Source organism: Paenibacillus zeisoli (assembly GCF_003994465.1).
GTDB classification, from domain to species: Bacteria; Bacillota; Bacilli; order Paenibacillales; family Paenibacillaceae; genus Fontibacillus; species Fontibacillus zeisoli.
On the sequence record NZ_RZNX01000014.1, the window covers coordinates 44,968 to 68,549 of the forward strand.

Below are 23,582 nucleotides of genomic sequence, written 5' to 3' on the forward strand. Positions count from 1 at the left end.
CGACTTGCGTGTAGATCCTAACGCTTTAGAACTGACTGAAAGAGTTGTAAATATTAATCGTGTAGCTAAAGTTGTAAAGGGCGGACGTCGTTTTAGTTTCAGCGCACTGGTAGTTGTCGGTGACGGCAATGGCTGGGTTGGTGCTGGTATCGGTAAAGCAGGCGAAGTTCCAGATGCAATTCGCAAAGGTATTGAAGATGCGAAGAAGAACCTGGTACACGTTCCCCTGGTTGGAACGACTATTCCTCACCTTGTGACCGGACACTTTGGTGCCGGCCGCGTTCTCTTGAAGCCGGCATCGGAAGGTACCGGAGTTATCGCTGGCGGTCCAGTTCGTGCAGTTCTTGAACTTGCTGGTGTTGGCGACATTTTGACAAAATCCCTAGGTTCTTCGAATTCCATGAACATGGTCAACGCGACTTTGGAGGGCTTGTCCCGTCTGAAGCGTGCTGAAGATGTTGCGAAATTGCGCGGCAAAACCGTCGAAGAACTTCTCGGTTAAGGAGGGAATCTAAATGGCAAAACTTCAAATTACCCTCGTACGGAGTTTGATTGGCCGTCCAGAAGACCAACGTACAACCGTTAACACTTTGGGACTTCGCAAAATCAATCAACAAGTAGTTCACAATGACAACGCAGCTATTCGTGGCATGGTTAACAAAGTGACTCACTTGGTATCTGTACAAGAAATTCAAGACTAAGACATATAGATTCAGCTTACAATTATGAAGGAGGTGCAACGAACGATGAAGTTACATGAGCTTTCCCCAGCTCCTGGTTCCCGCAAAGAGCGCAAACGCGTAGGACGCGGTACCAGCAGCGGCATGGGTAAAACATCTGGACGTGGTCACAAAGGTCAAAACGCTCGTTCCGGCGGTGGTGTTCGTCCGGGCTTCGAAGGCGGACAAAACCCGCTCTATCGTCGCTTGCCAAAACGTGGTTTTGTTAACCCAACCCGTAAAGAGTATGCGATTGTGAACATCGAGGAACTTAACAACTTTGCGGCTGATACAGAAGTTACTCCTGAACTGTTGTTTGAACAAGGAATCGTTAAGAACGCGAAAAGCGGGATCAAGATTCTTGGCAACGGTGAAGTTACTGTTAAATTGTCTGTTAAAGCAAACAAGTTCTCTCAATCTGCGGTAGAGAAGATCGAGGCTGCCGGCGGTAAAACCGAGGTGATCTAATGTTTAAAACCCTCAAGAATATATGGAATGTGAAGGACTTACGCAACCGGATTTTGTTTACACTGTTTATTTTCTTGATATACCGGATTGGTACATTCGTACCTGTTCCGGGTGTTAACACAGATGTGTTTACGGCAACAAATCAAGCAGGTAATGCATTGTTCGGCCTCCTGAACACGTTCTCGGGCGGCGCATTGAAACAATTCTCAATTCTGGCGCTCGGGATCTATCCATATATCACGGCTTCCATCATCGTTCAACTCCTGTCTATGGATGTCGTTCCGAAGTTAGCGGAATGGGCCAAACAGGGTGAGATGGGGAAAAAGAAATCAGCACAGCTCACACGTTATTTGACGATTGTGCTAGGTCTGATTCAAGCCTTTGCAATGTCGATCGGATTCAACCGGATCTATGGTACTCAAATGGTTCCAAATGCTACATTTGCGGACTATGCCTTGATTGCCATCGTGCTTACAGCAGGAACTGCATTCCTGATGTGGCTGGGTGAACAAATCACAGAGAAGGGTATCGGTAATGGTATTTCGCTGATTATCTTTGCGAGTATTATTGCAGGTATTCCGGGTCACATTCAAAGCTTGGTTAACTCTGATTTCATTGCAGAAGGGCAAACCTTCTTGAATATTGCAAAATTCATAATCATTGCCTTGGTTGTAGTGCTGATTATTGTCGGTGTTATCTACATCCAACAGGCGATCCGTAAGATCCCGGTACAGTACGCAAAACGGGTTGTTGGCAACAAGATGTACGGTGGACAAAATACGCATATCCCATTGAAGATCAATGCGGCTGGCGTTATTCCTGTTATCTTTGCTGTATCCCTTCTCCAGTTCCCAACAATTATTGCTGGTTTCTGGTCTACGCATGCTTGGGCTCAGTGGATTATCGACAATTTCTCAATGCAGAAAGCTGCACCTCTTGCTATGGTGCTGTATGTCATAATGATTATTGGTTTTACGTTCTTCTACACCTTTGTTCAAATGAATCCGACTCAGATGGCGGATCAAATGAAGAAGAACGGAGGCTATATTCCGGGAGTTCGTCCAGGAAAAACAACGGCTACTTACCTCACTCGTGTTATGACACGTTTGACAATGACCGGTGCGATCTTCCTGGCACTGATTTCACTACTTCCGATAGCCTTAGGCTCATGGGCTGGACTACCTAGCTCAATTCAAATTGGAGGTACATCTCTTCTAATCGTTGTCGGCGTTGCACTTGATACGATGAAGACGATCGAAAGCCAATTGATGAAGCGCCATTACAAAGGGTTTATTAATAAGTAGGCGATAGGTTCCGGCCGGGCTCTTTTAGACTCGAACCGGCACCTATTGTTATGTTCTTGCACTCAAGCTAGTTATGGAGGGAGTGACAGACGTGAACATCTTAATTATGGGGCCTCCTGGGGCAGGAAAAGGAACACAAGCAGAAGTCATTATCGGTGAATTCGGCATTCCTCATATTTCAACAGGCGATGCATTTCGTCTAGCGATCAAACAAGGAACTCCCGTTGGGATTAAAGCTAAAGAATACATCGATCAGGGCCTGTTGGTACCTGATGATGTGACAGTCGGCATCGTTCGTGAGCGTCTCCAGCAGTCCGATTGCGAAAAAGGTTTTTTACTGGATGGTTTTCCAAGAACCCTTTCGCAAGCGGAAGCGCTGGATCAACTGCTTACGGAGCTCGGACGCAAACTGGATCATGTTGTCAACCTGAAAGTAGATCGTGATAAGCTGCTGGCTCGTCTTACAGGACGTCGCATTTGCAAATCATGTGGATCTACCTATCATGTGCTCTTTAATCCTCCTAAGCAGGAAGGTGTATGTGATAAATGCGGTGGTGAGCTGTATCAGCGTTCCGATGATAACGAAGAGAGCGTAGGTACACGACTAGACGAATATATCACTAAAACTGCACCGCTTCTTAACTTTTATGAACAGCAGGGTTTGCTTCGCGAAGTCGATGGCGAACTGGAAATCGATACGGTATCCCAAGAAATCGTATCTCTACTGAGAGGTTAGCTGAATGATCATTTGTAAATCCGAAACGGAACTTGGCTTTATGAGAGAAGCAGGGCGGATCGTTGCGGAAACGCACCGGATCTTGGCACAAGCGATCGAGCCCGGTATTACGACGGGAGAACTTGATCAAATCGCTGACAAGTACATTCGGAGTCAAAATGCAGTGCCATCTTTTAAAGACTATAATGGTTTCCCTTACAGCATATGCGCTTCGACTAACGAAGAGCTGGTTCATGGATTCCCCGGCAAGCGTAAATTAAACGAAGGCGACATCATCAGTCTTGACATCGGAGCGGAATATAAGGGTTACCACGGTGACTCGGCTTGGACTTATCCAGTAGGAAAAATTACTGATGAAGTTCAAAAGCTTCTGGATGTAACGGAGCGTTCCCTGTATGCCGGTCTTGAACTTGTCAAACCGGATGTCCGCTTATTTACAATATCGCATGCGATTCAAAAGGTTATTGAAGATGCAGGCTTTTCTGTTGTCAGAGAGTATGTAGGTCATGGGATTGGAGCCAAGCTCCATGAAGAACCTCAGATTCCAAACTACGGAGTTGCCGATCGCGGTCCTAGGCTCAAACCTGGGATGGTGCTTGCAATAGAACCGATGGTCAATATCGGAAAGCGTTATGTCAAGACGCTGGAAGATAATTGGACGGTTGTCACGGTTGATGGTTCCTGGTGTGCTCACTTTGAGCATACAGTAGCTGTCACAGCTGATGGCCTCGAAATTCTTACGAAACTGAATGCGTAGGTGAACCCTTTTGACACACCGCACAGACCCGCAGATCGGTCAAATCGCAAGAATTCTCAAAGGCAAAGATGCCGGAGGGATCGGAGTTGTTGTAGAGCTTCTGGATGACAAGTTTGTCCGGATCGCCGATGGTAACAAACGAAAGTTTGATCAGGCAAAACGGAAGAACATTCAGCATTTAGAATTTCTGGACTTGATTAGCAGCGAAGTTGTTAATAGTTTAAATGAGAGTGGTCGGGTAACAAACGGCAAATTGCGTCATGCGGTAAGCACGTTTGTTCAATTCGAAACCAAAGCTGAAGAGAAAGGAGACTGACTTATGGCTAAAGAAGATGTCATTGAAGTTGAAGGAACGGTAATTGAGCCGTTGCCGAATGCTACTTTTAAGGTTGAGCTTGAGAACGGTCATCAGATTCTTGCTCACGTTTCTGGTAAGCTGCGGATGCACTTTATCCGTATTCTGACAGGGGACAAAGTGGTTATACAGTTATCACCTTATGATTTAACTAAGGGTCGTATAACTTACCGTAAATAGATTCCATACCGCATGAGTATAGTTTCGTGGTATGATAGCAAAGTTGGGTTTTATTAATGTGAATTAATGTAAACCATGTTAACAACTTTGGAGGTGGGTTTTGCTTTGTCAAAACCAGCCGTATGCTTTCGAAATTAGTTTTACTCAGGTAAAACTTTTAGGAGGTAATTGATATGAAGGTAAGACCTTCTGTAAAGCCAATTTGCGAAAAATGCAAAGTCATTCGTCGTAAAGGCAATGTAATGGTTATTTGCGAAAATCCGAAACACAAACAAAGACAAGGTTAAGAAGGGGGTGTAGCGTAAAATGGCTCGTATAGCTGGTGTGGATTTACCACGTGATAAACGCGTTGAGATCGCCTTGACTTACATTTTCGGAATCGGTAAAACGACTTCCCAGAAAATTTTGAGCACAACAGGCATCAGCCCGAACACTCGCGTTCGGGATTTGACAGAAGACGAAGTAAGCAAACTCCGGGAATCTATCGACAAAACGGTTAAGGTTGAAGGTGACCTGCGTCGTGAAATTTCTTTAAATATTAAACGTCTCATCGAGATCGGTTGCTACCGCGGTGTTCGTCATCGTCGTGGATTGCCGGTTCGTGGACAACGTACTAAAACGAATGCCCGTACTCGTAAGGGACCTCGTCGTACTGTAGCGAACAAGAAGAAATAAGAAGGAGGGATAACAGACAATGGCTAAACCGAAAAAAGTCGTACGTACTAAACGTCGTGACCGTAAAAATATCGAATCTGGCGTGGCGCACATTCGCTCCACTTTCAACAATACGATCGTTACTATTACGGATCCACACGGTAACGCGATCTCTTGGGCAAGTTCTGGTGGTCAAGGGTTCAAAGGTTCCCGTAAATCGACTCCTTTTGCCGCTCAAATGGCTGCGGAAACCGCTGCTAAAGCTGCAATGGAGCATGGAATGAAGTCCGTTGAAGTCATGGTTAAAGGTCCTGGCGCCGGCCGCGAAGCTGCAATCCGCTCGCTTCAAGCTGCAGGACTCGAAGTTAACATGATTAAAGACGTTACTCCAGTGCCGCATAATGGATGCCGTCCTCCAAAACGTCGTCGTGTCTAATGAAGTCAACCTCTAGTGTGGTATAACCCCGTCGCAACTTGGTAAGAATGGTTGTTTAGGCATACTACATGATAGACTCACAAAAAGGTGACAGTTTCAGAAGAAACGACGTTTCGAAGGAGGGTATTGCAGTGATAGAAATCGAAAAGCCAAAAATTGAGACCGTAGACGTTAACGTGGAAGGCACCTATGGTAAATTTATAGTGGAACCACTTGAGCGTGGATATGGAACAACACTCGGCAACTCTTTACGCCGGATTTTGCTCTCCTCGCTTCCAGGTGCAGCGGTAACCTCGGTTCAAATCGATGGTGTTCTGCATGAGTTCGCTACGATCCCAGGTGTTATGGAAGACGTTACGGAAATCATTCTGAACTTGAAGGCTCTTTCCCTGAAGATTCATTCTGACGAGGAGAAAGTTCTCGAGATTGATGCTGATGGCGATGGAGCAATCACTGCAGGTGATATCCGTGCAGATAGTGATGTTGAGATTCTGAATCCAGAACTTCACATTGCGACCCTGGCACCGGGTTCCAGACTCCACATGCGTATCTTTGCCAATCGCGGTCGTGGTTATGTTCAAGCAGATAAGAACAAACGCGACGATCAACCAATTGGTGTGATACCTGTTGATTCTATCTATACTCCGATTTCCCGGGTGAATTACTCCATCGAGAACACACGTGTTGGTCAAGTAACCAACTATGACAAGCTTACGCTTGAAGTGTGGACTGATGGAAGTATCAGACCGGAAGAAGCGGTTAGCCTCGGTGCTAAAATTTTGACCGAGCACCTTTTCTTGTTCGTGGGTCTCACGGACGAAGCGAAGGACGCTGAAATCATGGTTGAGAAAGAAGAAGACAAAAAAGAAAAAGTGCTTGAAATGACGATAGAAGAGCTTGATCTTTCCGTTCGTTCTTATAACTGCCTCAAACGTGCTGGTATTAACACAGTACAAGAGCTGACTACGAAGACTGAAGAAGATATGATGAAAGTCCGTAACCTGGGCCGCAAATCTTTGGAAGAAGTTCAAGAAAAGCTTGAGGAACTCGGTTTGGGACTCCGTACAGAAGAATAGCCTACTAACGTTTAGCAAAGGAGGGGAAAAACATGGCTTATCAAAAATTGGGACGTGATTCCAGCGCTCGTAAGGCATTGTTCCGCGATTTGGTAACAGATTTGTTCTTGTATGAACGTATCCAAACTACTGAAGCAAAAGCGAAAGAAGTTCGCTCTATTGCGGAAAAACTGATTACGAAAGCAAAACGTGGTGATTTGCACGCTCGTCGTCAAGTAGCTGCGTTTGTACGCCGCGAATCCGTTGATGGTGAACAGGATGCAATCCAAAAACTGTTCTCGGAAATCGCAACTCGTTACTCTGAGCGTCCAGGCGGATACACTCGTATCCTGAAACTGGGACCTCGTCGTGGTGACGGCGCACCTATGGTTTACTTGGAACTGGTAGACCGCGCATAATATTTGAGCATACCCCCTAAATCCCCCTTGTAGGGGGACCCCAAAGGGCGGCAGCCCTCTGGACACCCGCAAGTTTCTTGTGGATGGATAAGGGATACTCATAGAGAGCGACTTTCGCGGTGGAGCCCGGCTCATTCCCGCGGCTTTCAGCCCCGGGCGAGCCTTCTGGTTTGCGCGGGGTTTGCTCTATCATAGAGCTGCTCCTATGTTGTACAAGTATAGCTCCGAAGCTAAGTTACTCTCTGTCAGCGGGCCCTGTGGACCCGACTTCCAGAGAGTTTTAGTTTGTCTGGGGCTGTTCTTAGAAGCAGGGCCCCTTCCGGTCAGCGCGGCCTAACGTCCGCGACCTCCCGAGGGTAAGTTTTGCAGGTAGGCTCGAGGAAGCGAGCAGCTCACTAATCAGCGTGACCTACCGGCCACGACCTCCAGGGAGTACCCTACGAGGGCCTTTTCGAGAAGGAAGAGCTCACCCCCCGGTCAGCGCGTCCTAAACGTCCCCGACATCCCGAGGGGCAAGACTTGGGGGTGAGTTCAGGGGAGCGTGTGGCTCCCTGATCAGCGCGCCTTATCGGCCGCGACCTCCAGGGAGTTAACCTACGCGGGCGTTTCGAGAAGGAATAGCCCCTCCCGGTCAGCGCGGCCTAACGTCTGCGACCTCCAGTGAGGCAGACCTTGCAGGTGAACTCGAAGAAGTAGAGCGGGTCCCGGAGGGACGGCAAGCGGCTCGTTGCACTACGCAGCTCTTCTCGCGCCAACAAGCCTCCCTCGGTGACAATCCAGCTTGTAACTAGGCACCACTAACCCAAGCGGGTCCCCCGGAGGGGACGACAAGCGATTCCAAGCACGCACTTGCCAAACTCCATCTCTGTTACTCTTAAGTCACTCACCAGGGTGTCCAGAGGGGAGAGCCCTTGGGGCCCTCCCTTAGGCAAGGGAGGGTTTGGGAGGGTTGTGAAGAGAAGAACGGTTTAAGGATCACCGTCCTTTAATAGGTGTCCAGAGGGCGCAGCCCTTTGGAATCCCCCTGGGGGACTTAGGAGGGATTTTATATGCGCAATCTCTGTATGACCGTCAGCTTTGACGGAACGAACTATTATGGCTTCCAATCGCAGCCTGATGGGAATACGATTCAGGATCACCTGGAAGAGGCAATACGTCAACTCACAGGAGAAAAGATCAAAATTATCGGTTCGGGAAGAACTGATGCGGGTGTCCATGCATACCGTCAGGTGTTTAACTTTCATACGCAGTCAGCTATTCCGCTTGAGCGCTGGTGCCTTGCTCTGAACGGCCGACTTCCCAAGGACATTGTTATTCTTGAGGCTAGAGAAGTGAAACCGGGATTTCACTCTCGTCATTCAGCCAAGCGAAAGACCTATCGGTATACCATCAACGCGAACCAGTATCCGGATGTGTTTCTACGTCATCTGCAGCTGCATCATCCAGGCATTCTTGATATAGATGCTATGAAAGAGGCAGTAACGTATCTTATAGGTACCTTTGACTATACCTCCTTTGCTTCACGTCATTCTACCAAGCAGAATCATGTGCGAACGATATACGATGCTCATATCGAAGTAGATAGATCCAAGTGCCGCGAGGGTCACCCCAGAGATCAGGGGGTCATTGAGCTTTTTATAACCGGCAATGGATTCTTGCAGCATATGGTCCGGATTATTGTAGGTACGCTTCTTCAAGTGGGCGAAGGCAAGCGTAACCCGGTGGATATTCAGCGGATCCTGGAGGCTAAAGATCGTAGTGCGGCTGGCCCTACGGCAGAGGGGAAAGGTCTGATGCTTTGGAATGTAGAGTATAACTTTATGGAGGACAAGCCAGAGCCGCCTTCTTTTGCCTTGGATGAAGTGGAGGAAGATGAGGCTGATTCCACCGAGTGAAACCTGGAGCATGCCTTGGACGTATTAAGAAGGATATAATGCGTCTACTCTAGGAGGGAATTCATATGCTTTGTCCAATATGCGATAATGTGCAGCTTAGGGAAGTGGATAAGAATGGGGTTCTGATCGATGTTTGTCCAAGCTGTAAAGGGGTATGGCTCGACAGAGGAGAACTGGATAAGCTGATGAGTCAGGTCAACGAGGCACGTCCGGCTTTTGATGAATGGTACGGAGAACGCGAGCGGGAGCAGTACCGTAAACCTCGTGAGAACGACTATAGACCTGACTATAGCAAGGACCACCGTGAGTCTCATTATCCACAGCATGGGAATCATAAGAACTACGGACATCCTAAGAAGAAAAAGTCCGTCTTGGATGTGTTCGGAGACTTGTTTGATTAACATGAATATTTTTGCGACAACGTGCATTTAGTTTTGAAAAACTACTTGCTTAATAAAGTTGTATGCTGTAAAATAAAGTTTGTGTTTTCTTAACGGCTATCCCACAGCCCCCAATTAAGAAAACCGCCATAACAACGATTTTTAGCTTTACTAACTACAACAACTAACAACGAACGAAGATATATATGATGGAATGATGAGCTTTACAGCTGAACATTTGTATCATAGAAACTTAGATTTCGGACGAGAATGAAGGAGGATCTTTTCATGCGTACCACCTATATGGCTAAGCCAAATGAAGTAGAGCGCAATTGGCACATTATTGATGCTGAAGGCAAAACATTGGGCCGTCTGGCAAGTGAAGCTGCTGCTCTAATCCGCGGCAAGCACAAGCCACAATTCACCCCTCACGTTGATTCTGGCGATTTCGTTATCGTTATCAATGCTGAGAAGATTCAGTTGACAGGTAAGAAAATGGAGAATAAGAAATACTATCGTCACTCCCTGCACCCAGGTGGTTTGAAAGTGACAGTTGCTCAGGATCTCCTCAAGACTAAACCTGAACGCATGATTGAATCTGCTGTTCACGGCATGCTTCCTAAAACTCGCCAAGGTGAGAAAATGAAGCTGAGATTGAAAGCATACGCTGGCACTGAACATCCACATGCAGCACAAAAACCTGAAGTTTACGAACTTCGCGGATAATTAAAAGGGAGGACAGTTTCATGGCACAAGTACAATACTATGGGACAGGTCGTCGTAAACATTCGGTAGCTCGTGTTCGCCTTGTACCGGGTGAAGGACGCATTGTCATCAATAAACGTGATATCAATGAATATTTCGGTTTGGAAACACTCAAACTCATCGTTAAACAACCTCTGAACCTGACTGAAACTCTGACTAACTATGATGTAATTGTTATTGCACATGGTGGCGGTATTTCTGGTCAAGCGGGTGCGATCCGTCATGGTATCTCCCGTGCTCTGCTTAAAGCAGACCCTGAGTTCCGTCCAGCTTTGAAAAAAGCAGGATTCTTGACTCGTGACCCTCGTATGAAAGAGCGTAAGAAATACGGTCTCAAAGCCGCTCGTCGCGCTCCACAGTTCTCGAAACGTTAATCAACAGCAAAGCCCTTGGCCATCTGGTCAAGGGTTTTCTTTGTTATATGGAGATAAGACGTATTTTACAGCCGCTGACTTATTATATCAGTGGTTTTTTGTCATGTTTATACAATTTACTTAATTTTACCTACTTAGCTACTTTAACAAATAATAAAAGAGAACCTACTTAACATACAAAAATTAAATTGATAGTAGGGGATAATTCCCCCAAGCAACAGTAATCTAGAAGGGTGGAAAACAAGGAATGGAATTAAATTTTCGAAAAGGATTCAGAAAGGCAGCAACCAGCACACTTGCTGTCTGTGTATTATCGACTCAGTTTTTGGCAGGACAGATGCATGCGGCGGCTGCTGAACAAACAGTCCCTACAGTATCCCTTTTAACAAATCAAGATCCGACTAATACCACATCCGCCGATACCACTCCCGCTGATAACTCTGATCTTAAGTTAAGAATCATGGAAACAACCGATATTCATACAAACCTAATGTCTTACGATTATTATAAGGACCAGGTTTCACCTACTGTAGGGTTGGTTAAGACCGCTAGTTTAGTGAAACAGGCACGCGAGGAAGTAAAGAATACACTCCTTGTGGACAATGGTGATTTGATTCAAGGAACTCCACTTGGAACCTATATGGCGAAGATTGATCAGCTTAAAGGCGAGAATGCAATTCATCCTGTGTATAAAGCTATGAATTTGATGGGTTACGACATCGCCACTTTCGGCAATCATGAATTTAATTATGGCCTCGATTTCCTGGATAAGTCGATTAAAGGGGCAAGCTTTCCATACGTGAACGCCAATGTATACGTCGATGACCATGACAATAATTCTAATAATGACAAGAACAACTTTACTCCATACAAGATTTTGGACAAGACTTATATCGATGAGAATGGAAATACACAGACTGTCAAAGTCGGAGTGCTGGGCTTAGTTACCCCGCAGATTATGGATTGGGACAAAGGTAACCTTGAAGGCAAAGTAACTACGAAGGATATAGTAGCTACTGCCGAGAAATTTGTTCCACAAATGAAGGCTGAAGGAGCCGATATTGTCATTGCGCTGACGCATTCTGGTTTTGATGCAAGTGCTGAAGCTAACACGATGGCTGAGAATGCCATCCTTCCTTTGAGCAAAGTGAAAGGGATCGATGCGATTACCTTCTCTCATACCCACAAGGTGTTTCCTACGGGAGACAACAAGTCGCTTGATGTTATTTTTAAAGATGCTAATGGCAATCCAATTGCTGGCGTCGATAATGTAAAAGGTACCATTAATGGGGTAGCAGCTGTGCAGGCGGGTTACGGAGGTGCTGAACTAGGTATCATTGATCTAACGCTGACGAAAGATGCAGAAGGACACTGGAAAGTATCCAACTCTCAATCTTCGAACAGAGAAATCTATGACAAGGTAAATAAGAAGCCTTTGGTAGACGCTGATCCTGCTGTTGAGAATGCAATTAAGGTTGAACATGAGGCTACGATTCAATATGCGAATGGACCGATTGGAGAGACATCAACGCCGATTTATAGTTATTTTGCATTGGTGAAGGACGACCCATCCGTCCAAATCGTGACAAAAGCTCAGGAATGGTTCGTTAAGAACTATATTGCTAAAAATGCTCCTCAGTATAAGGACCTGCCGATCTTATCCGTAGGAGCTCCTTTTAAAGCAGGGAGAAACGGTCCGACAGAATACACTGATATTGCTAAAGGCCCCATTGCCATTAAGAGTGCCAGCGATCTGTATTTGTACGACAACACACTGAAAGCTGTTAAGATCAAAGGCTCCACGGTAAAAGAGTGGCTCGAAATGTCGGCGGGAATGTTCAATCAGATTGACCCAGCCAAGACAGAAGAACAGTCACTTCTAAATCCAAAGTTTGCTGTGTTTAACTTTGATGTTATTGATGGTGTGACTTATCAGGTTGATGTCACCAAGCCTGCTAAATACAACGCGGATGGCACTGTAAATAATGCAAATTCAAGCCGTATTGTGAAACTACAATACAATGGCAAAGACATCGATCCTAACCAGGACTTTATCGTAGTGACGAACAACTATCGTGCTGGTGGAGGCGGGAATTTCCCTGGATTAAAGGGTGCTGAGCTGGTTGTTGACTCAGCTGATGAGAATCGTCAAATCCTTATGAACTATATCACCGAGCAGAAGGACATTAACCCGACCGCAGATAAGAACTGGTCGATCCTGCCGGTGAATGGCAAGGTGAACGTTACTTTTACAACTTCTCCTGAAGCTGTGAAGTATCTGGGTAACTCAACGGATATAAAGTACACGAACAAGACAGATGATAAAGGTTTTGGTATCTACTCACTTTCTCTAGCAGGGGGAACTACACCTCCAGACCCGGGAACTCCAGGTTCAAATGTAAAGGTACAGATCCTCGGCATTAATGACTTCCACGGTCAGCTTGATACTACTTCTAACTATGGTGCTGGAAATGTAGGTAGAGCCGATTACCTGGCTGCATATTTGAAGAAAGCGAGAGCAACTAACCCGAATACACTTCTGGTTCATGCCGGAGATTCCGTGGGTGCCAGTGCGCCGGTATCTTCACTGGAGCGAGATAAGCCTACGATGGAGTTCCTAAACATGATGAAATTTGATGTAGGTACACTGGGTAACCACGAATTTGATCAAGGTGTTCCAGCACTCCTCGCCCAAGTAAAGGGGGGAGCGGATTCGGTTAAACCGGAAATTGTTTTTGACAAAGCGAATTTTGATTATATCAATGCCAATGCTCTGTATAAATCACCCTCAGCAACAGATTATGCACCGATTGTTAAGCCATACGTGATTAAGGAAATTGGCGGGGAGAAAGTTGGATTTATTGGTGTAGTCACGATGGCCACACCATCAAAAGTATCACCTAGCGCATTGGCTGGTGTTAAATTTGTGGAGCAAGCCCCGGTAGTCAATGCAGCTGTAAAAGAACTGCAGGCTCAAGGCGTGCATGCTATCGTTGTGCTTGCCCATGACCCAGCCAGTACCAAGGATGGAGTAACTACCGGTGAGGCTGTTGATTTGGCCAAAGCCGTTGATCCGGATGTGGATGTAATTTTTGCAGGAGACAATCATGCTAAGGTGAATGCTGTTGTTAATAACAAGCTGATTGTACAAGCTTATTCATACGGAACTGCATATGCTGACGTTGATTTGGAGATTGACCCTAAGACACATGATATTATTAAGAAACAAGCGGACATTGTTGACGTAAAGCAGGAAGGGATCACCCCAGACCCGGAGGTTACTAAGTTTGTTAATGATGCACTTGCCAGACATCCAGAACTTACAAAGCCTGTGGGTACTACGGCAGGGGCTATCACTAAAACGAATGCTTATAATGCAGAGTCCGAACTCGGGAACTTAATTGCTGATGCTATGAAGGATACGATGGGTACAGATTTCGCTTTTATGAACCCGGGTGGAATTCGTGCAGATCTGCCAAAAGGGAATATCACATTCTCGGATTTGGCCAAAATTCAACCTTTTGGTAACTCCTTGGTGAAGCTTCAAGTGACTGGAGCTCAGATCAAGACTCTTCTCCAGCAGCAGTGGGGAAAGAATGCGGACGGTAGTGATAATTTCAAAACCTTACAAATTTCTGGGTTGAAGTACACAGCAGACTTTAGAAGACCGGTAGAGCAAAGGGTTACAGTTCTCACCAAAGAAGACGGGACACCGATTGACGATAAAACAACTTATACTATAACGGTGAATAATTTTATGGCTGCGGGCGGTGACAATTATAAGGTTCTTACCCAAGGAAAAGACATTACTACAGGCACAACAGTGAACGATTTAGATGCATTTTATAATTATATTGTGAAGAAATTTAAAGGCGGAACTATTATTTCTAGTTTACAAGGCAGAATTACGAATATTTATAATTCAGGAAACGGCGGAAGCACGCCAACCACGCCAAGTACTGGTGATACAACACCTAAGCCGAATCAAACTCCGATCTCGGTAGTCATTAAGCCGGCAGATCTGCCGAAGCCTCAGAATGGGGTGCTGAGTGTCAATGTCAACATTCCACAGAATCAGGCCAGCACAGAAGTCCTGCTGCCAGGGAATCTGAGCCAGCTTGCCGGAGATAGCCCAGTGCAGCTTAATTGGGGAACTGCTTCGCTATCGATTCCGAAAGAAGTTGTGGATAGTCTGTCAAAGCTAATCCCTTCAGAGAAGCAAAATGATTCTCTGATCTCCTTGCAGGTTAATCAGCTTACCTCTGAGCAGGCAAGCCAAATCTCATCTGCGAACAGCTCCAATGGTGGAACGCTGCAGCCGGCCAGTCCAATCCTGGAACTGACCCTCTCAGCTAAGGACAGCAGTGGGAAGACAACCAAGCTGGATCAATTCTCCAAGCCGGTTGTATTAAACTTTCAGGTAACAGGTCAGGCGAACCAAGCTCTGCTTGGCGTGTACTACATTCCGGACAGTGGAAGTATGCAGTATGTAGGCGGGAAGATCACAGGAAATACAATGACCGCGGAAGTTACCCATTTTAGTAAATATGGAGTATTTGCTTACGACAAATCCTACAGTGATGTGGCGCCTGGCCACTGGGCTAACCAAGTGATCAAAGAACTTACGGCCAAGCACATTGTAAATGGGGTTACCGATACAAGCTTTGCCCCGGAAAAAGAGATCACCCGCGCCGAGTTCGCGGCCATGCTGGTTAGACAGCTGAACCTTAAGGCTGCCAAGCCGGTGCAGCTGGAGGATGTGAGCCAAGGCAGCTGGTATGCGGATGCCATTGCGGCAGCCTATAGTAACGGTCTCGTGAACGGCATTAGCCAGACCGAGTTCGGTCCAGACAAGAAGATCACCCGTGAAGAAATGAGCGTTATGATGGTCAAAGCTTACAATTTTACTACGGGCAAGAATATCGGGTCAGGGTCGGTTTCATTTAAGGATAGTGAAAACATCAGTACTTGGGCTCAGGATTACGTAGGTACTGCAGTGAAGGAAGGGCTGCTTAAGGGGCGCTCAACGGATATCTTCGCACCTAAGAAGCAGGCTACTCGGGCCGAGGCTTCCCAAGTAATGTATAACTTAATTCATAAAATGTAAGTTCCTTCGCCCCGAAGTTACCAAAGGATGATCACAGACACCTCTCCAGTCGTAGCCTACGATTGGAGAGGTGTTTATCTTTTTGACAGACATGCGTCGTACTTTATGGATTTATTCTGGAATTCGCGCTAAGCCATTGACATCAAATTCAAGTGATTTATACTATTAACAGTATTTCTTATTCGTTTAGTTGGACTTTATCGCTTTATATCTTTATTACAACAAATTGGGGGTATACAATATGAACTTGATGGAGAAAGAAGAGCTGGTCAAGATCAAAGCAGAAGAGCTGGAAACAGCGACTCCGCAAGAGATCATCTCTTGGGCTGTTGAGACTTTTCCTAATATCACTTTTGCCTGCAGCTTTGGTGCAGAGGACGTAGTTATCGTAGATATGCTGCGGAAGATCAGCACAACGGCAGATATTTTTTATTTGGATACGGACTTCCACTTCAAAGAAACTTATGAAACCCGCGATAAGATGGCGGAGAAATATAACATCGATTTTGTACGCGTGTCACCGAAATTGACACCTGAAGAACAAGCTGCACAGCATGGTGACCAATTGTGGCTCAGCGATCCGAATGCATGCTGTAATATCCGGAAGGTAGAACCTCTGACTCGCGTTCTGTCCACTTATGATGCCTGGATTACAGGGATTCGCCGTGACCAAGCTCCTACTCGGGCTAATGCCAAGAAAGTGGAGTATGACTACAAATTTGGCTTGATCAAATTCAATCCAATTGCTGACTGGACCACAGAAGATGTATGGAATTACATCCGTGAGAATAATGTCGCATATAACCCGTTGCATGATCAGAACTTCCCAAGTATCGGTTGCGAATATTGTACGCGTGCTGTAATGCCGGGTGAAGATCCTCGTGCAGGCCGCTGGTCTAATTCCGAGAAGACAGAATGTGGACTTCATAAATAATAGAACAGGAGCGAATGATATGACAGCCATTTTGCCGCATGGAGGCACCCTCGTACAACGCGTTGTAGAGGGGGATGAACGGGACAAGCTTTTACAGACTGCCAAGGAGCTTAAATCTCTGACGATCAGCTCTTGGGCTATATCTGACCTGGATCTGATTGGAGTGGGAGCCTTCTCCCCACTGACCGGATTCCTGAACGAAGAAGACTATAAGTCAGTTGTAAGTCGTATGCGTCTTGCAGACGGTACGGTGTGGAGTATCCCAATTACTCTAGCTGTTGATGAAGCCGATGCTGCTTCACTTGCGATTGGGGACAAGGTTGCTTTAATCGGTGAAGACGGAATTACCTACGGTCTGATCGATGTCGAAAGCATTTATCAGGTAGACCAATCCGAAGAGGCCAGAAACGTATTCAAGACTGACGATCAGGAGCATCCCGGAGTCAAAAAGCTTTTCGAGAAGTCTTCGACTTACGTGGGGGGACCGATTCAGGTCTTGAACCGTCCAAAGCCGGCGAAATTTGAAGAGTTCTATTTCACTCCTTCGGAGACACGCCAAATCTTTGCCGACAAGGGCTGGAGAACCGTTGTAGGTTTCCAGACTCGTAATCCGGTACACCGTGCTCATGAGTACATTCAGAAGAGTGCTATGGAAATTGTGGATGGTCTGTTCCTGAACCCACTTGTAGGCGAGACCAAATCCGATGATGTACCCGCCAACGTACGGATGAAGAGCTACCTGGTACTTCTCGAGAATTATTATCCCAAAGACAGAGCTTTCCTCGGCGTATTCCCGGCCGCTATGCGTTATGCGGGACCTCGCGAGGCGATCTTCCATGCCATGGTTCGTAAAAACTATGGATGTACGCATTTCATCGTCGGCCGCGACCATGCTGGTGTAGGCGACTATTACGGAACCTACGAAGCTCAGCAAATCTTCTCCAACTTTACCGCTGATGAACTTGGGATCTCCCCGCTGTTCTTCGAGCACAGCTTCTTCTGCACAACTTGCGGGAATATGGCTTCAAGCAAGACCTGCCCGCATCCAAAAGAAGATCATATGACTCTCTCGGGCACGAAAGTACGCGGACTTCTGCGTGAAGGGGTTTGCCCGCCACCTGAGTTCACACGTCCTGAAGTAGCCCAGGTACTGATTGAAGGTATGAAAGAACACGTCAATTCCTAAGGTTATATTTGTCCACCTCGTCCCATATAGATGATTAGAATCATTTATGGGTACGGAGGTGGACTTTTTTGATGAGACAAGAGAAGAATCAGGTTACGGTCTGGATACAGCTAAGTCATATTAAGCGAGCTCTGATTGGACTTGCTCTGCTGGCAGTGGTAATTGGAATAGCCGCTTATGAAGTGCCATCATCAAAAGTTTGGAACTATTGGGGGCTTCCGCTAGCGGGCCAGGTGATCGCACTGGATGCCGGACATGGCGGAGTGGATGGCGGGGCTGTGAGCAAGCAGGGATTGATCGAGAAGGATATTAACCTGGCAGTAGCCCTTTATCTGCGTGACTATCTGCAGCAGGCCGGGGCTATAGTGGTCATGACAAGAGAAGAAGACAAGGACCTCGCGGATCCGGGTACCAAAGGGTATAGTAAGCGGAAGAGCGAGGATCTACAGCAGCGGCTTCGTTTTATCGAGGAAAAGGAAGCCAAAATGTTCGTCAGCATTCATATGAACAGTTTTCCCTCTGACAGGTGGAGTGGGGCTCAGACATTCTACCCCGATAAACAGGTAGAGAGCGGAACTCTGGCCGATTTGGTTCAGCAGGAGCTTAGACGAAACCTGGAGAATACAGATCGGGTAGCTAAGAGCGCAGATCATATTTACATCCTTCAATCGTTAAAGATCCCATCCATTCTTGTCGAGGTTGGCTTCTTGTCGCATCCGGTGGAGTCCAAGCTGCTGGCAGAGCAGGAGTACCAACGCAAAGTGGCTGCATCCATTTATAAAGGTATTCTCCGATACAGTTCAGGCGAGAAAACGAGCTCTTCCGCAGGAGGCGCCTCATAGTGATATAATGGACTAAGTAAGATCAAGACATATATCTCTGAAATAAAGTCGAGGTGCTAATATTGTTATCAAGAGAACAAGTACAGGAAGCGCTGAGTACAGTTATTGAGCCTACAACGAAGAAGAGTTTGGCCCAGCTGCAGTGGATTCGGGATATCATGGTGAAGGAAGCCCGCGTCTCGCTGACCGTAGTGTGTGTTAAGACAGATGAGGAGACAAAGTCTACACTTGATCGTCAAATCAAAGATCAGCTCGCTGCTGCTGGAATTAATGATGTGCACATCCGCTTCAGAGAAGCCTCAGAGCATGAGAAAGAAGAAGCAGGCATGAAACAGGCTGAACCTACTGCTGAAAGATTCAAAGGGCGTGGGGAGGGTCTTGAGGACCTGCCGCTGCTTGACCCGGCTTCCAAGGTGAACTTTATAGCCGTAGCCAGTGGTAAAGGCGGGGTAGGGAAGTCGACCGTTACCGTGAATCTGGCCGTCGCTCTTGCCCGCAAGGGGAAGAAGGTAGGCTTGATTGATGCTGATATATACGGCTTTAGTGTACCTGACATGATGGGAATTGAAGAGTCGCCTGTGGTATTGGACGGAGCAATCATGCCGGTTGAACGCTTTGGTGTAAAGGTCATGTCCATGGGATTCTTTATTCAAGAGAATAGTCCGGTAATCTGGCGTGGACCCATGCTCGGGAAAATGCTTCGCCAGTTCCTAACCGATGTGAAGTGGGGAGAACTCGACTATCTTCTTCTTGATCTTCCGCCAGGCACAGGTGATATTGCTCTTGATGTACATCAAATGCTGCCGCAGAGCCGGGAGATTATTGTGACAACACCTCATGCTACTGCAGCATTTGTAGCTGCGCGAGCCGGTGCCATGGCTGTACAGACGAAACATGAGGTGCTTGGTGTAGTAGAGAATATGGCCTATTATGAGTGCTCGGGCTGCGGAAAGCGCGATTATATATTTGGACGTGGCGGAGGAGCCAAGTTGGCGGAGAATATTCATAGCGAGCTGCTTGCCCAAATCCCCCTCGGAGCGCCGGACAATCATATTTCAGAAGCGGACTACTCCCCTTCTGTATACAAAGAGAGCAGCAATGTAGGCCAAATATATGCTGACGTTGCAGCTCAAATTATTCAAAAATGCGGACAAGACTGACCCTTTGGGCCAGTCTTGTTTTTATGATTATTTAGCTTCCACCACCGCCGCCACCGCCACTTTTACTGCTTCCACCGCCGTTGCTTTGTTTTGACTGGTTATCTCCTTGGCCTCCCTGACCGCCTTGACCTTGCTCGCCGCCTTGCTCCTTCTCAACCTTAGGTATTAACTGCTCCTGTACCACGGTTTTTAATAAGTCCATAACCTCCATTTTGAAAAGCGGGCTTTGCATGGATTCCTGCATGACAGTCATGGATTGTTTCCGGTAATCCGGTGTCTTCATAAGGTCCAGGAACATCTTCGAAATTTCAGGGGATTTCATAATTTCGCTAACCGATTTCTGATAGGTTGGGTCTTTAATCAGCTGCATGTGCAGCTGTTTGCTCTGTGAATTAATAACCTTTGCGAAATCACCGGCAAATTTTGGATCAGTCATAATTTTCTCGATTTCTTTCTTATACTCTGGTGAGGTAATCGTATCCTTTACCGCGGTTCTAACCTGGTCTGCGGTCTGAGGAGCGAGAAGCATTTTAATGCCCATACTCCCACCTCCAGAGCCTGAACCTCCACCGCCGCCACCGCCAGAGGAACCGGAATCGCCAGACCCTGATTCTCCGCCGCCTCCGCTTCCCCCGCTTTCACCGCTGCTTGAGCCTTGGCTACCAGAGCTTAACGCCTCCATAATTGCTTTTTTACCATCGTCCGTCTTGAGAATATCAAGGACCATCGTTTTGGTGTCTTTATAGCCTCCACCTTGGGAAGAAGAGGAGGATCCTTGGTCAGAACCGCATGCCGTAAGCGGGAGAATAATCATACATACAATACACAATAATGGGCGGGACTTCGTCCATTTCATGGTTCCTTGCCTCCTTCTAAGCATCATTGTGGGTAGTATGTGATCGTCAAAAAGGAATTATGTCGGTAAATGAATGGTTTTTTATCATAAACGTTGGTAAAATAAATCGAAGTGGGGGGCGAAGCGACATTGAACTTAAAAAGATGGCTTTATTTATTTTGGACAACGCTTGCATTAGGAGCAGGATGTGCACTAATTGCAGGAGAAATTCTCAAACTGAGTCAGGGCACAGGATTTAAAAATACAGCAGACTTTTTTATCTATATGGGAATTCTTATAGGTGTGGGGATTATGGTCAGTGTCTATTCGCAAATGGGCTTTTTCGCCTACTTGATGATGAATTATATGGGGACAGGAGTGTTCTCCAGGAGAACGTGGCAGTACATTCAGCTTGTACTTACTGCACTGGCTTTGCTTGAACTCATGTTTTTCCGCATTTTTGTTAGTGGTGAATCTGGGGATAACAGAGATATCACATTGGGCTTGATTATTCTTCTGGTGGCCGCAGCGGTCTCCTATTTTAAAGTTAAAGCTACGAATCCGAACGCTTGGATCCCGACCCTGTTTTTTATGATTGCCGGGACTATTGTGGAGATGGTGGGAGTACTCAAAATCCAGGTGAATTTTGCTACAACTCTAATTCTTGTTCCCTTAATTGCATGTAATGCGTATCAAATCCTGCTTCTACATAAGTTAGTGAAGAAGAGTGCTTGATGCACAAGTACCCGAAGCTCGGCACTCTTGCCGGGCTTTTGTGTATGTATAGAACCCTGAATGAATGGTTGGATGGCACAAAAAGAGACCTCCGTCACGACGAAGGTCTAAATGAGATAATTACAATCAAAGTCCGGCAGCTGTATCTAACTGCTGATCAACCCAAGCCTGATCCCGCACTTCAGATCCTTTTGCATTGGATTGGTTAAGCAGTTCAGATACGGTTACGAACTCGTACCCTTTTTTTCGGAGCTCATCAATGATTACAGGAAGAGCTTCGTGTGTCTGCTTGCTTGAATCGCTGGCATGAAGCAGTACAATATCACCAGGATGCGACTTTGTAACTACACGGTTTACAATCGTGTCTACCCCTTTATTCATCCAATCTTGGGAATCAGTATCCCATTGGATGACTTTATAGCCGAGCTCGTCAGCTACTTTAAGTACCTTTTTGTCAAAATCTCCATTAGGCAGACGAAGCAGCTTAGGTTCTTTACCCGTAAGATCGGTTAGTATAGAGTGTGCTGTCTTGATCTGTTCCTTAATCTCTTCTTCCTTTAGTCCGCTATAGTTGGTGTGTTTGTGCCCGTGACTTCCAATTTCGTATCCCGCAGCTTGGATGGCCTTAACAATTTCAGGATGTGTTTTACTCCATGGGGAAGAAAGAAAGAAGGTCGCGTTTTGGACTCCCTTATCTTTCAGTATCTTAAGTATTGGCTCTGTGCGTTTATCTCCCCAGCTGATATCAAAAGTTAAAGCAATGATCTTCTTATCCGTCGATACACTGTACACGGCCGAAGGGCTTCCCTCCGAGAAGACGGTAATATTATCGCTTTCTACATAAATAACACCTGCGGCGAATAGGGCAGCCGCAAATACAAAGAAGAACCTTTTTATCTTCTTCCCGTTCAAGACATAGAAGAAATTGTTCATGCTCCTATAAACCCCTCTCGTCTTCAAAATAATGAATTTGCACAAGCTCTAATTCACTTTGTACAATCTATGCTCGTACCGTAGGACATTATTACAATTATGGACAAAAGGTTAAGGAGGTCAAGAAATGTTATCTTTGCGCCAATTTGGTATTCATCTCAAAAATTCTCGAACATATTTGTGGATTGCTTTTATGCTGTTCGTGGTCGGATTTGTTCTCGGCATGGTCAATGCTGAGTTCTTGCAGCGAGTTGTGATCGATCAGTTAAAAGGGCTGCAGGAGGTAAGTGGAAAGCTCTCGCAAAGCACTAATCCGGAACTCAGCTTCTTCATTTTTATTTTCTTTAACAATGCGATTAAAGGTGTTCTTATGATTTATCTCGGCATACTGGCGGGGGTAATCCCGGTGTTTTTCCTGCTCGTGAACGGTATGGTTCTCGGTTATTTGATTGAAGCCCAGGCTGCCCATGGTAATAACCTGGCGGATTTGATCTTTAAGGGCCTTCTGCCTCATGGAATCATTGAAATTCCAGCCATTATTATCGCTTCTGCATTTGGTATAAAGTTCGGCATTGTCTCATTAAAGGGATTGGGACGAAAAATTACTGGGAAAGCGGAGAGAGGCGCCAGAGAATGGAGCGTATTGGCAAAATCGAGTTTGAACGTCTCCTTCTGGATAGTAATTCTACTCTTAATTGCCGCCATTATTGAGAGTACATTGACCTTTCATTTAGTGAAGGGCTAAATATTAAGTCCAATATTCATATTTTTCCAAAAAAATGTGCATAACAGTAAAGCGGTTTTTACAAAGGAGTTTATTAATATAACATAAGGTTAATCATCCCTTAATCATCACAGAGCCCGGTGTGGTTAATCCTTGGAAATAGACGCACCCTATTAACGGCAAAAATCGAATCTTGTTAACAAAAGGAGCTGTGAGATTATGTTGGGTATGCTGTTTAATGAGAAAGAGTGTAAGGAGCTTGATTATGTTCTCCGCAAGGAACTGGATGAGATGCTTCTAGATATGGGGGACACTCGATTGGATCAGGAGATTCGCCATGCTATAGCCAATCGTTACAAAACCGTATTTCGGATGTATGCACGCTTTGCTCCTTCCAAGGAATTATCCAAGTACGCCCGCAATGGTCGCTTTCCACAAGTCAAACACTAGTTGGACAAATATGGGTGTTGACTTGGTTGCTTGTTATGTGATAAATTATTTCTCGTTCCGCTTTTAAAGGGGACGGGAAATAACTGTTTTCAGCATGAATAACCTTTTGAGAAAAACTTTAAAAAAAAGGTATTGCAAAAAGCAGAGAACATGTGTTATATTATAAAAGTCGCCGCTGA

28 protein-coding genes are annotated in these 23,582 nt (G+C 46.0%); 25 read left to right on the top strand and 3 right to left on the bottom strand.

Annotation, left to right across the window (positions count from 1 at the left end):
- Nucleotides 1-4: 4 nt before the first annotated feature.
- The 13 genes from rpsE to rplQ all read left to right on the top strand — a co-directional run bounded on the left by rpsE (nucleotide 5) and on the right by rplQ (nucleotide 7,083).
- Nucleotides 5-502 (top strand): 30S ribosomal protein S5, encoded by a 498-nt coding sequence (gene rpsE, locus EJP77_RS19525; RefSeq protein WP_127200942.1) that lies wholly within the window; start codon nucleotides 5-7, stop codon nucleotides 500-502.
- Between the two features lie 13 nt (nucleotides 503-515).
- Nucleotides 516-701 (top strand): 50S ribosomal protein L30, encoded by a 186-nt coding sequence (gene rpmD / locus EJP77_RS19530; protein ID WP_127200943.1) that lies wholly within the window; start codon nucleotides 516-518, stop codon nucleotides 699-701.
- Nucleotides 702-746: 45 nt separating this feature from the next.
- Nucleotides 747-1,187: a 50S ribosomal protein L15 gene (gene rplO, locus EJP77_RS19535; protein ID WP_127200944.1), complete on the top strand. Its 441-nt coding sequence runs from the start codon at nucleotides 747-749 to the stop codon at nucleotides 1,185-1,187.
- Nucleotides 1,187-2,491, top strand: a complete 1,305-nt coding sequence (secY, locus tag EJP77_RS19540) for a preprotein translocase subunit SecY (protein WP_127200945.1) — start codon at nucleotides 1,187-1,189, stop codon at nucleotides 2,489-2,491. The genes rplO and secY overlap by 1 nt, the downstream gene beginning before the upstream one ends.
- 91 nt (nucleotides 2,492-2,582) lie before the next feature.
- Nucleotides 2,583-3,227, top strand: a complete 645-nt coding sequence (locus tag EJP77_RS19545) for an adenylate kinase (protein WP_127200946.1) — start codon at nucleotides 2,583-2,585, stop codon at nucleotides 3,225-3,227.
- Between the two features lie 4 nt (nucleotides 3,228-3,231).
- Nucleotides 3,232-3,984: a type I methionyl aminopeptidase gene (gene map, locus EJP77_RS19550; protein WP_127200947.1), complete on the top strand. Its 753-nt coding sequence runs from the start codon at nucleotides 3,232-3,234 to the stop codon at nucleotides 3,982-3,984.
- Between the two features lie 10 nt (nucleotides 3,985-3,994).
- Nucleotides 3,995-4,300, top strand: a complete 306-nt coding sequence (locus EJP77_RS19555; protein ID WP_127200948.1) for a KOW domain-containing RNA-binding protein — start codon at nucleotides 3,995-3,997, stop codon at nucleotides 4,298-4,300.
- Between the two features lie 3 nt (nucleotides 4,301-4,303).
- A complete protein-coding gene (gene infA, locus EJP77_RS19560; RefSeq protein ID WP_028559500.1) occupies nucleotides 4,304-4,519 on the top strand; it encodes a translation initiation factor IF-1 in 216 nt (71 codons plus the stop codon).
- A 173-nt stretch (nucleotides 4,520-4,692) separates the two neighbouring features.
- Entirely contained in the window at nucleotides 4,693-4,806 is a 114-nt protein-coding gene (rpmJ, locus tag EJP77_RS19565; protein ID WP_021296640.1) for a 50S ribosomal protein L36, read from the top strand.
- A gap of 19 nt (nucleotides 4,807-4,825) precedes the next feature.
- Nucleotides 4,826-5,194, top strand: coding sequence for a 30S ribosomal protein S13 (gene rpsM / locus EJP77_RS19570; RefSeq protein WP_127200949.1), 369 nt, complete (start codon nucleotides 4,826-4,828; stop codon nucleotides 5,192-5,194).
- 19 nt (nucleotides 5,195-5,213) lie between these two features.
- Nucleotides 5,214-5,609 (top strand): 30S ribosomal protein S11, encoded by a 396-nt coding sequence (gene rpsK, locus EJP77_RS19575; protein ID WP_127200950.1) that lies wholly within the window; start codon nucleotides 5,214-5,216, stop codon nucleotides 5,607-5,609.
- Nucleotides 5,610-5,740: 131 nt separating this feature from the next.
- Entirely contained in the window at nucleotides 5,741-6,685 is a 945-nt protein-coding gene (locus EJP77_RS19580; RefSeq protein WP_127200951.1) for a DNA-directed RNA polymerase subunit alpha, read from the top strand.
- A 32-nt stretch (nucleotides 6,686-6,717) separates the two neighbouring features.
- Nucleotides 6,718-7,083, top strand: coding sequence for a 50S ribosomal protein L17 (gene rplQ, locus EJP77_RS19585; protein WP_068620364.1), 366 nt, complete (start codon nucleotides 6,718-6,720; stop codon nucleotides 7,081-7,083).
- 16 nt (nucleotides 7,084-7,099) lie between these two features.
- On the opposite strand, the gene EJP77_RS20755 is transcribed toward rplQ, so the two are convergent.
- Entirely contained in the window at nucleotides 7,100-7,276 is a 177-nt protein-coding gene (locus EJP77_RS20755) for a hypothetical protein (protein WP_185897404.1), read from the bottom strand.
- Between the two features lie 856 nt (nucleotides 7,277-8,132).
- Between EJP77_RS20755 and truA the strand changes: the two genes are divergently transcribed.
- The 9 genes from truA to EJP77_RS19630 all read left to right on the top strand — a co-directional run bounded on the left by truA (nucleotide 8,133) and on the right by EJP77_RS19630 (nucleotide 19,726).
- The gene (gene truA / locus EJP77_RS19590; protein WP_127200952.1) at nucleotides 8,133-8,978 is read left to right on the top strand and encodes a tRNA pseudouridine(38-40) synthase TruA; all 846 of its coding nucleotides are present in this window, start codon (nucleotides 8,133-8,135) and stop codon (nucleotides 8,976-8,978) included.
- 65 nt (nucleotides 8,979-9,043) lie between these two features.
- Nucleotides 9,044-9,379 (top strand): TFIIB-type zinc ribbon-containing protein, encoded by a 336-nt coding sequence (locus EJP77_RS19595; RefSeq protein WP_127200953.1) that lies wholly within the window; start codon nucleotides 9,044-9,046, stop codon nucleotides 9,377-9,379.
- Nucleotides 9,380-9,646: 267 nt separating this feature from the next.
- Complete coding sequence (gene rplM, locus EJP77_RS19600; protein WP_127200954.1) at nucleotides 9,647-10,084, top strand: 50S ribosomal protein L13; 438 nt, start codon at nucleotides 9,647-9,649, stop codon at nucleotides 10,082-10,084.
- A gap of 20 nt (nucleotides 10,085-10,104) precedes the next feature.
- A complete protein-coding gene (rpsI, locus tag EJP77_RS19605; protein ID WP_068620356.1) occupies nucleotides 10,105-10,497 on the top strand; it encodes a 30S ribosomal protein S9 in 393 nt (130 codons plus the stop codon).
- A gap of 247 nt (nucleotides 10,498-10,744) precedes the next feature.
- Nucleotides 10,745-15,604, top strand: a complete 4,860-nt coding sequence (locus EJP77_RS19610; protein ID WP_127200955.1) for a bifunctional 2',3'-cyclic-nucleotide 2'-phosphodiesterase/3'-nucleotidase — start codon at nucleotides 10,745-10,747, stop codon at nucleotides 15,602-15,604.
- Between the two features lie 241 nt (nucleotides 15,605-15,845).
- On the top strand, nucleotides 15,846-16,538 hold the full coding sequence (locus EJP77_RS19615; RefSeq protein WP_127200956.1) for a phosphoadenylyl-sulfate reductase: 693 nt from the start codon (nucleotides 15,846-15,848) through the stop codon (nucleotides 16,536-16,538).
- A gap of 19 nt (nucleotides 16,539-16,557) precedes the next feature.
- Complete coding sequence (gene sat, locus EJP77_RS19620) at nucleotides 16,558-17,724, top strand: sulfate adenylyltransferase (RefSeq protein ID WP_127200957.1); 1,167 nt, start codon at nucleotides 16,558-16,560, stop codon at nucleotides 17,722-17,724.
- Nucleotides 17,725-17,795: 71 nt separating this feature from the next.
- The gene (gene cwlD / locus EJP77_RS19625) at nucleotides 17,796-18,566 is read left to right on the top strand and encodes an N-acetylmuramoyl-L-alanine amidase CwlD (protein WP_185897405.1); all 771 of its coding nucleotides are present in this window, start codon (nucleotides 17,796-17,798) and stop codon (nucleotides 18,564-18,566) included.
- Nucleotides 18,567-18,628: 62 nt separating this feature from the next.
- Nucleotides 18,629-19,726, top strand: coding sequence for an Mrp/NBP35 family ATP-binding protein (locus EJP77_RS19630; RefSeq protein ID WP_127200959.1), 1,098 nt, complete (start codon nucleotides 18,629-18,631; stop codon nucleotides 19,724-19,726).
- A gap of 31 nt (nucleotides 19,727-19,757) precedes the next feature.
- On the opposite strand, the gene gerD is transcribed toward EJP77_RS19630, so the two are convergent.
- On the bottom strand, nucleotides 19,758-20,582 hold the full coding sequence (gene gerD, locus EJP77_RS19635) for a spore germination lipoprotein GerD (RefSeq protein WP_127200960.1): 825 nt from the start codon (nucleotides 20,580-20,582) through the stop codon (nucleotides 19,758-19,760).
- Nucleotides 20,583-20,711: 129 nt separating this feature from the next.
- On the opposite strand from gerD, the gene EJP77_RS19640 reads away from it, so the two are divergent.
- Complete coding sequence (locus EJP77_RS19640; RefSeq protein WP_127200961.1) at nucleotides 20,712-21,296, top strand: KinB-signaling pathway activation protein; 585 nt, start codon at nucleotides 20,712-20,714, stop codon at nucleotides 21,294-21,296.
- Nucleotides 21,297-21,422: 126 nt separating this feature from the next.
- On the opposite strand, the gene pdaB is transcribed toward EJP77_RS19640, so the two are convergent.
- Nucleotides 21,423-22,229 (bottom strand): polysaccharide deacetylase family sporulation protein PdaB, encoded by an 807-nt coding sequence (gene pdaB, locus EJP77_RS19645; RefSeq protein ID WP_127200962.1) that lies wholly within the window; start codon nucleotides 22,227-22,229, stop codon nucleotides 21,423-21,425.
- Nucleotides 22,230-22,356: 127 nt separating this feature from the next.
- Between pdaB and EJP77_RS19650 the strand changes: the two genes are divergently transcribed.
- On the top strand, nucleotides 22,357-22,974 hold the full coding sequence (locus EJP77_RS19650) for a stage II sporulation protein M (protein ID WP_127200963.1): 618 nt from the start codon (nucleotides 22,357-22,359) through the stop codon (nucleotides 22,972-22,974).
- Nucleotides 22,975-23,172: 198 nt separating this feature from the next.
- Entirely contained in the window at nucleotides 23,173-23,403 is a 231-nt protein-coding gene (locus EJP77_RS19655; protein WP_127200964.1) for a hypothetical protein, read from the top strand.
- The last annotated feature ends 179 nt before the right edge of the window (nucleotides 23,404-23,582 follow it).

Coding starts and splice junctions, on each gene's coding strand:
- rpmD (WP_127200943.1), top strand. CDS start 516: ATGGCAAAACTTCAAATTACCCTCGTACGGAGTTTGATTGGCCGTCCA.
- rplO (WP_127200944.1), top strand. CDS start 747: ATGAAGTTACATGAGCTTTCCCCAGCTCCTGGTTCCCGCAAAGAGCGC.
- secY (WP_127200945.1), top strand. CDS start 1,187: ATGTTTAAAACCCTCAAGAATATATGGAATGTGAAGGACTTACGCAAC.
- map (WP_127200947.1), top strand. CDS start 3,232: ATGATCATTTGTAAATCCGAAACGGAACTTGGCTTTATGAGAGAAGCA.
- infA (WP_028559500.1), top strand. CDS start 4,304: ATGGCTAAAGAAGATGTCATTGAAGTTGAAGGAACGGTAATTGAGCCG.
- rpmJ (WP_021296640.1), top strand. CDS start 4,693: ATGAAGGTAAGACCTTCTGTAAAGCCAATTTGCGAAAAATGCAAAGTC.
- rpsM (WP_127200949.1), top strand. CDS start 4,826: ATGGCTCGTATAGCTGGTGTGGATTTACCACGTGATAAACGCGTTGAG.
- rpsK (WP_127200950.1), top strand. CDS start 5,214: ATGGCTAAACCGAAAAAAGTCGTACGTACTAAACGTCGTGACCGTAAA.
- rplQ (WP_068620364.1), top strand. CDS start 6,718: ATGGCTTATCAAAAATTGGGACGTGATTCCAGCGCTCGTAAGGCATTG.
- EJP77_RS20755 (WP_185897404.1), bottom strand. CDS start 7,276: ATGATAGAGCAAACCCCGCGCAAACCAGAAGGCTCGCCCGGGGCTGAA.
- truA (WP_127200952.1), top strand. CDS start 8,133: ATGCGCAATCTCTGTATGACCGTCAGCTTTGACGGAACGAACTATTAT.
- EJP77_RS19595 (WP_127200953.1), top strand. CDS start 9,044: ATGCTTTGTCCAATATGCGATAATGTGCAGCTTAGGGAAGTGGATAAG.
- rplM (WP_127200954.1), top strand. CDS start 9,647: ATGCGTACCACCTATATGGCTAAGCCAAATGAAGTAGAGCGCAATTGG.
- rpsI (WP_068620356.1), top strand. CDS start 10,105: ATGGCACAAGTACAATACTATGGGACAGGTCGTCGTAAACATTCGGTA.
- EJP77_RS19610 (WP_127200955.1), top strand. CDS start 10,745: ATGGAATTAAATTTTCGAAAAGGATTCAGAAAGGCAGCAACCAGCACA.
- EJP77_RS19615 (WP_127200956.1), top strand. CDS start 15,846: ATGAACTTGATGGAGAAAGAAGAGCTGGTCAAGATCAAAGCAGAAGAG.
- sat (WP_127200957.1), top strand. CDS start 16,558: ATGACAGCCATTTTGCCGCATGGAGGCACCCTCGTACAACGCGTTGTA.
- cwlD (WP_185897405.1), top strand. CDS start 17,796: ATGAGACAAGAGAAGAATCAGGTTACGGTCTGGATACAGCTAAGTCAT.
- gerD (WP_127200960.1), bottom strand. CDS start 20,582: ATGAAATGGACGAAGTCCCGCCCATTATTGTGTATTGTATGTATGATT.
- pdaB (WP_127200962.1), bottom strand. CDS start 22,229: ATGAACAATTTCTTCTATGTCTTGAACGGGAAGAAGATAAAAAGGTTC.
- EJP77_RS19650 (WP_127200963.1), top strand. CDS start 22,357: ATGTTATCTTTGCGCCAATTTGGTATTCATCTCAAAAATTCTCGAACA.
- EJP77_RS19655 (WP_127200964.1), top strand. CDS start 23,173: ATGTTGGGTATGCTGTTTAATGAGAAAGAGTGTAAGGAGCTTGATTAT.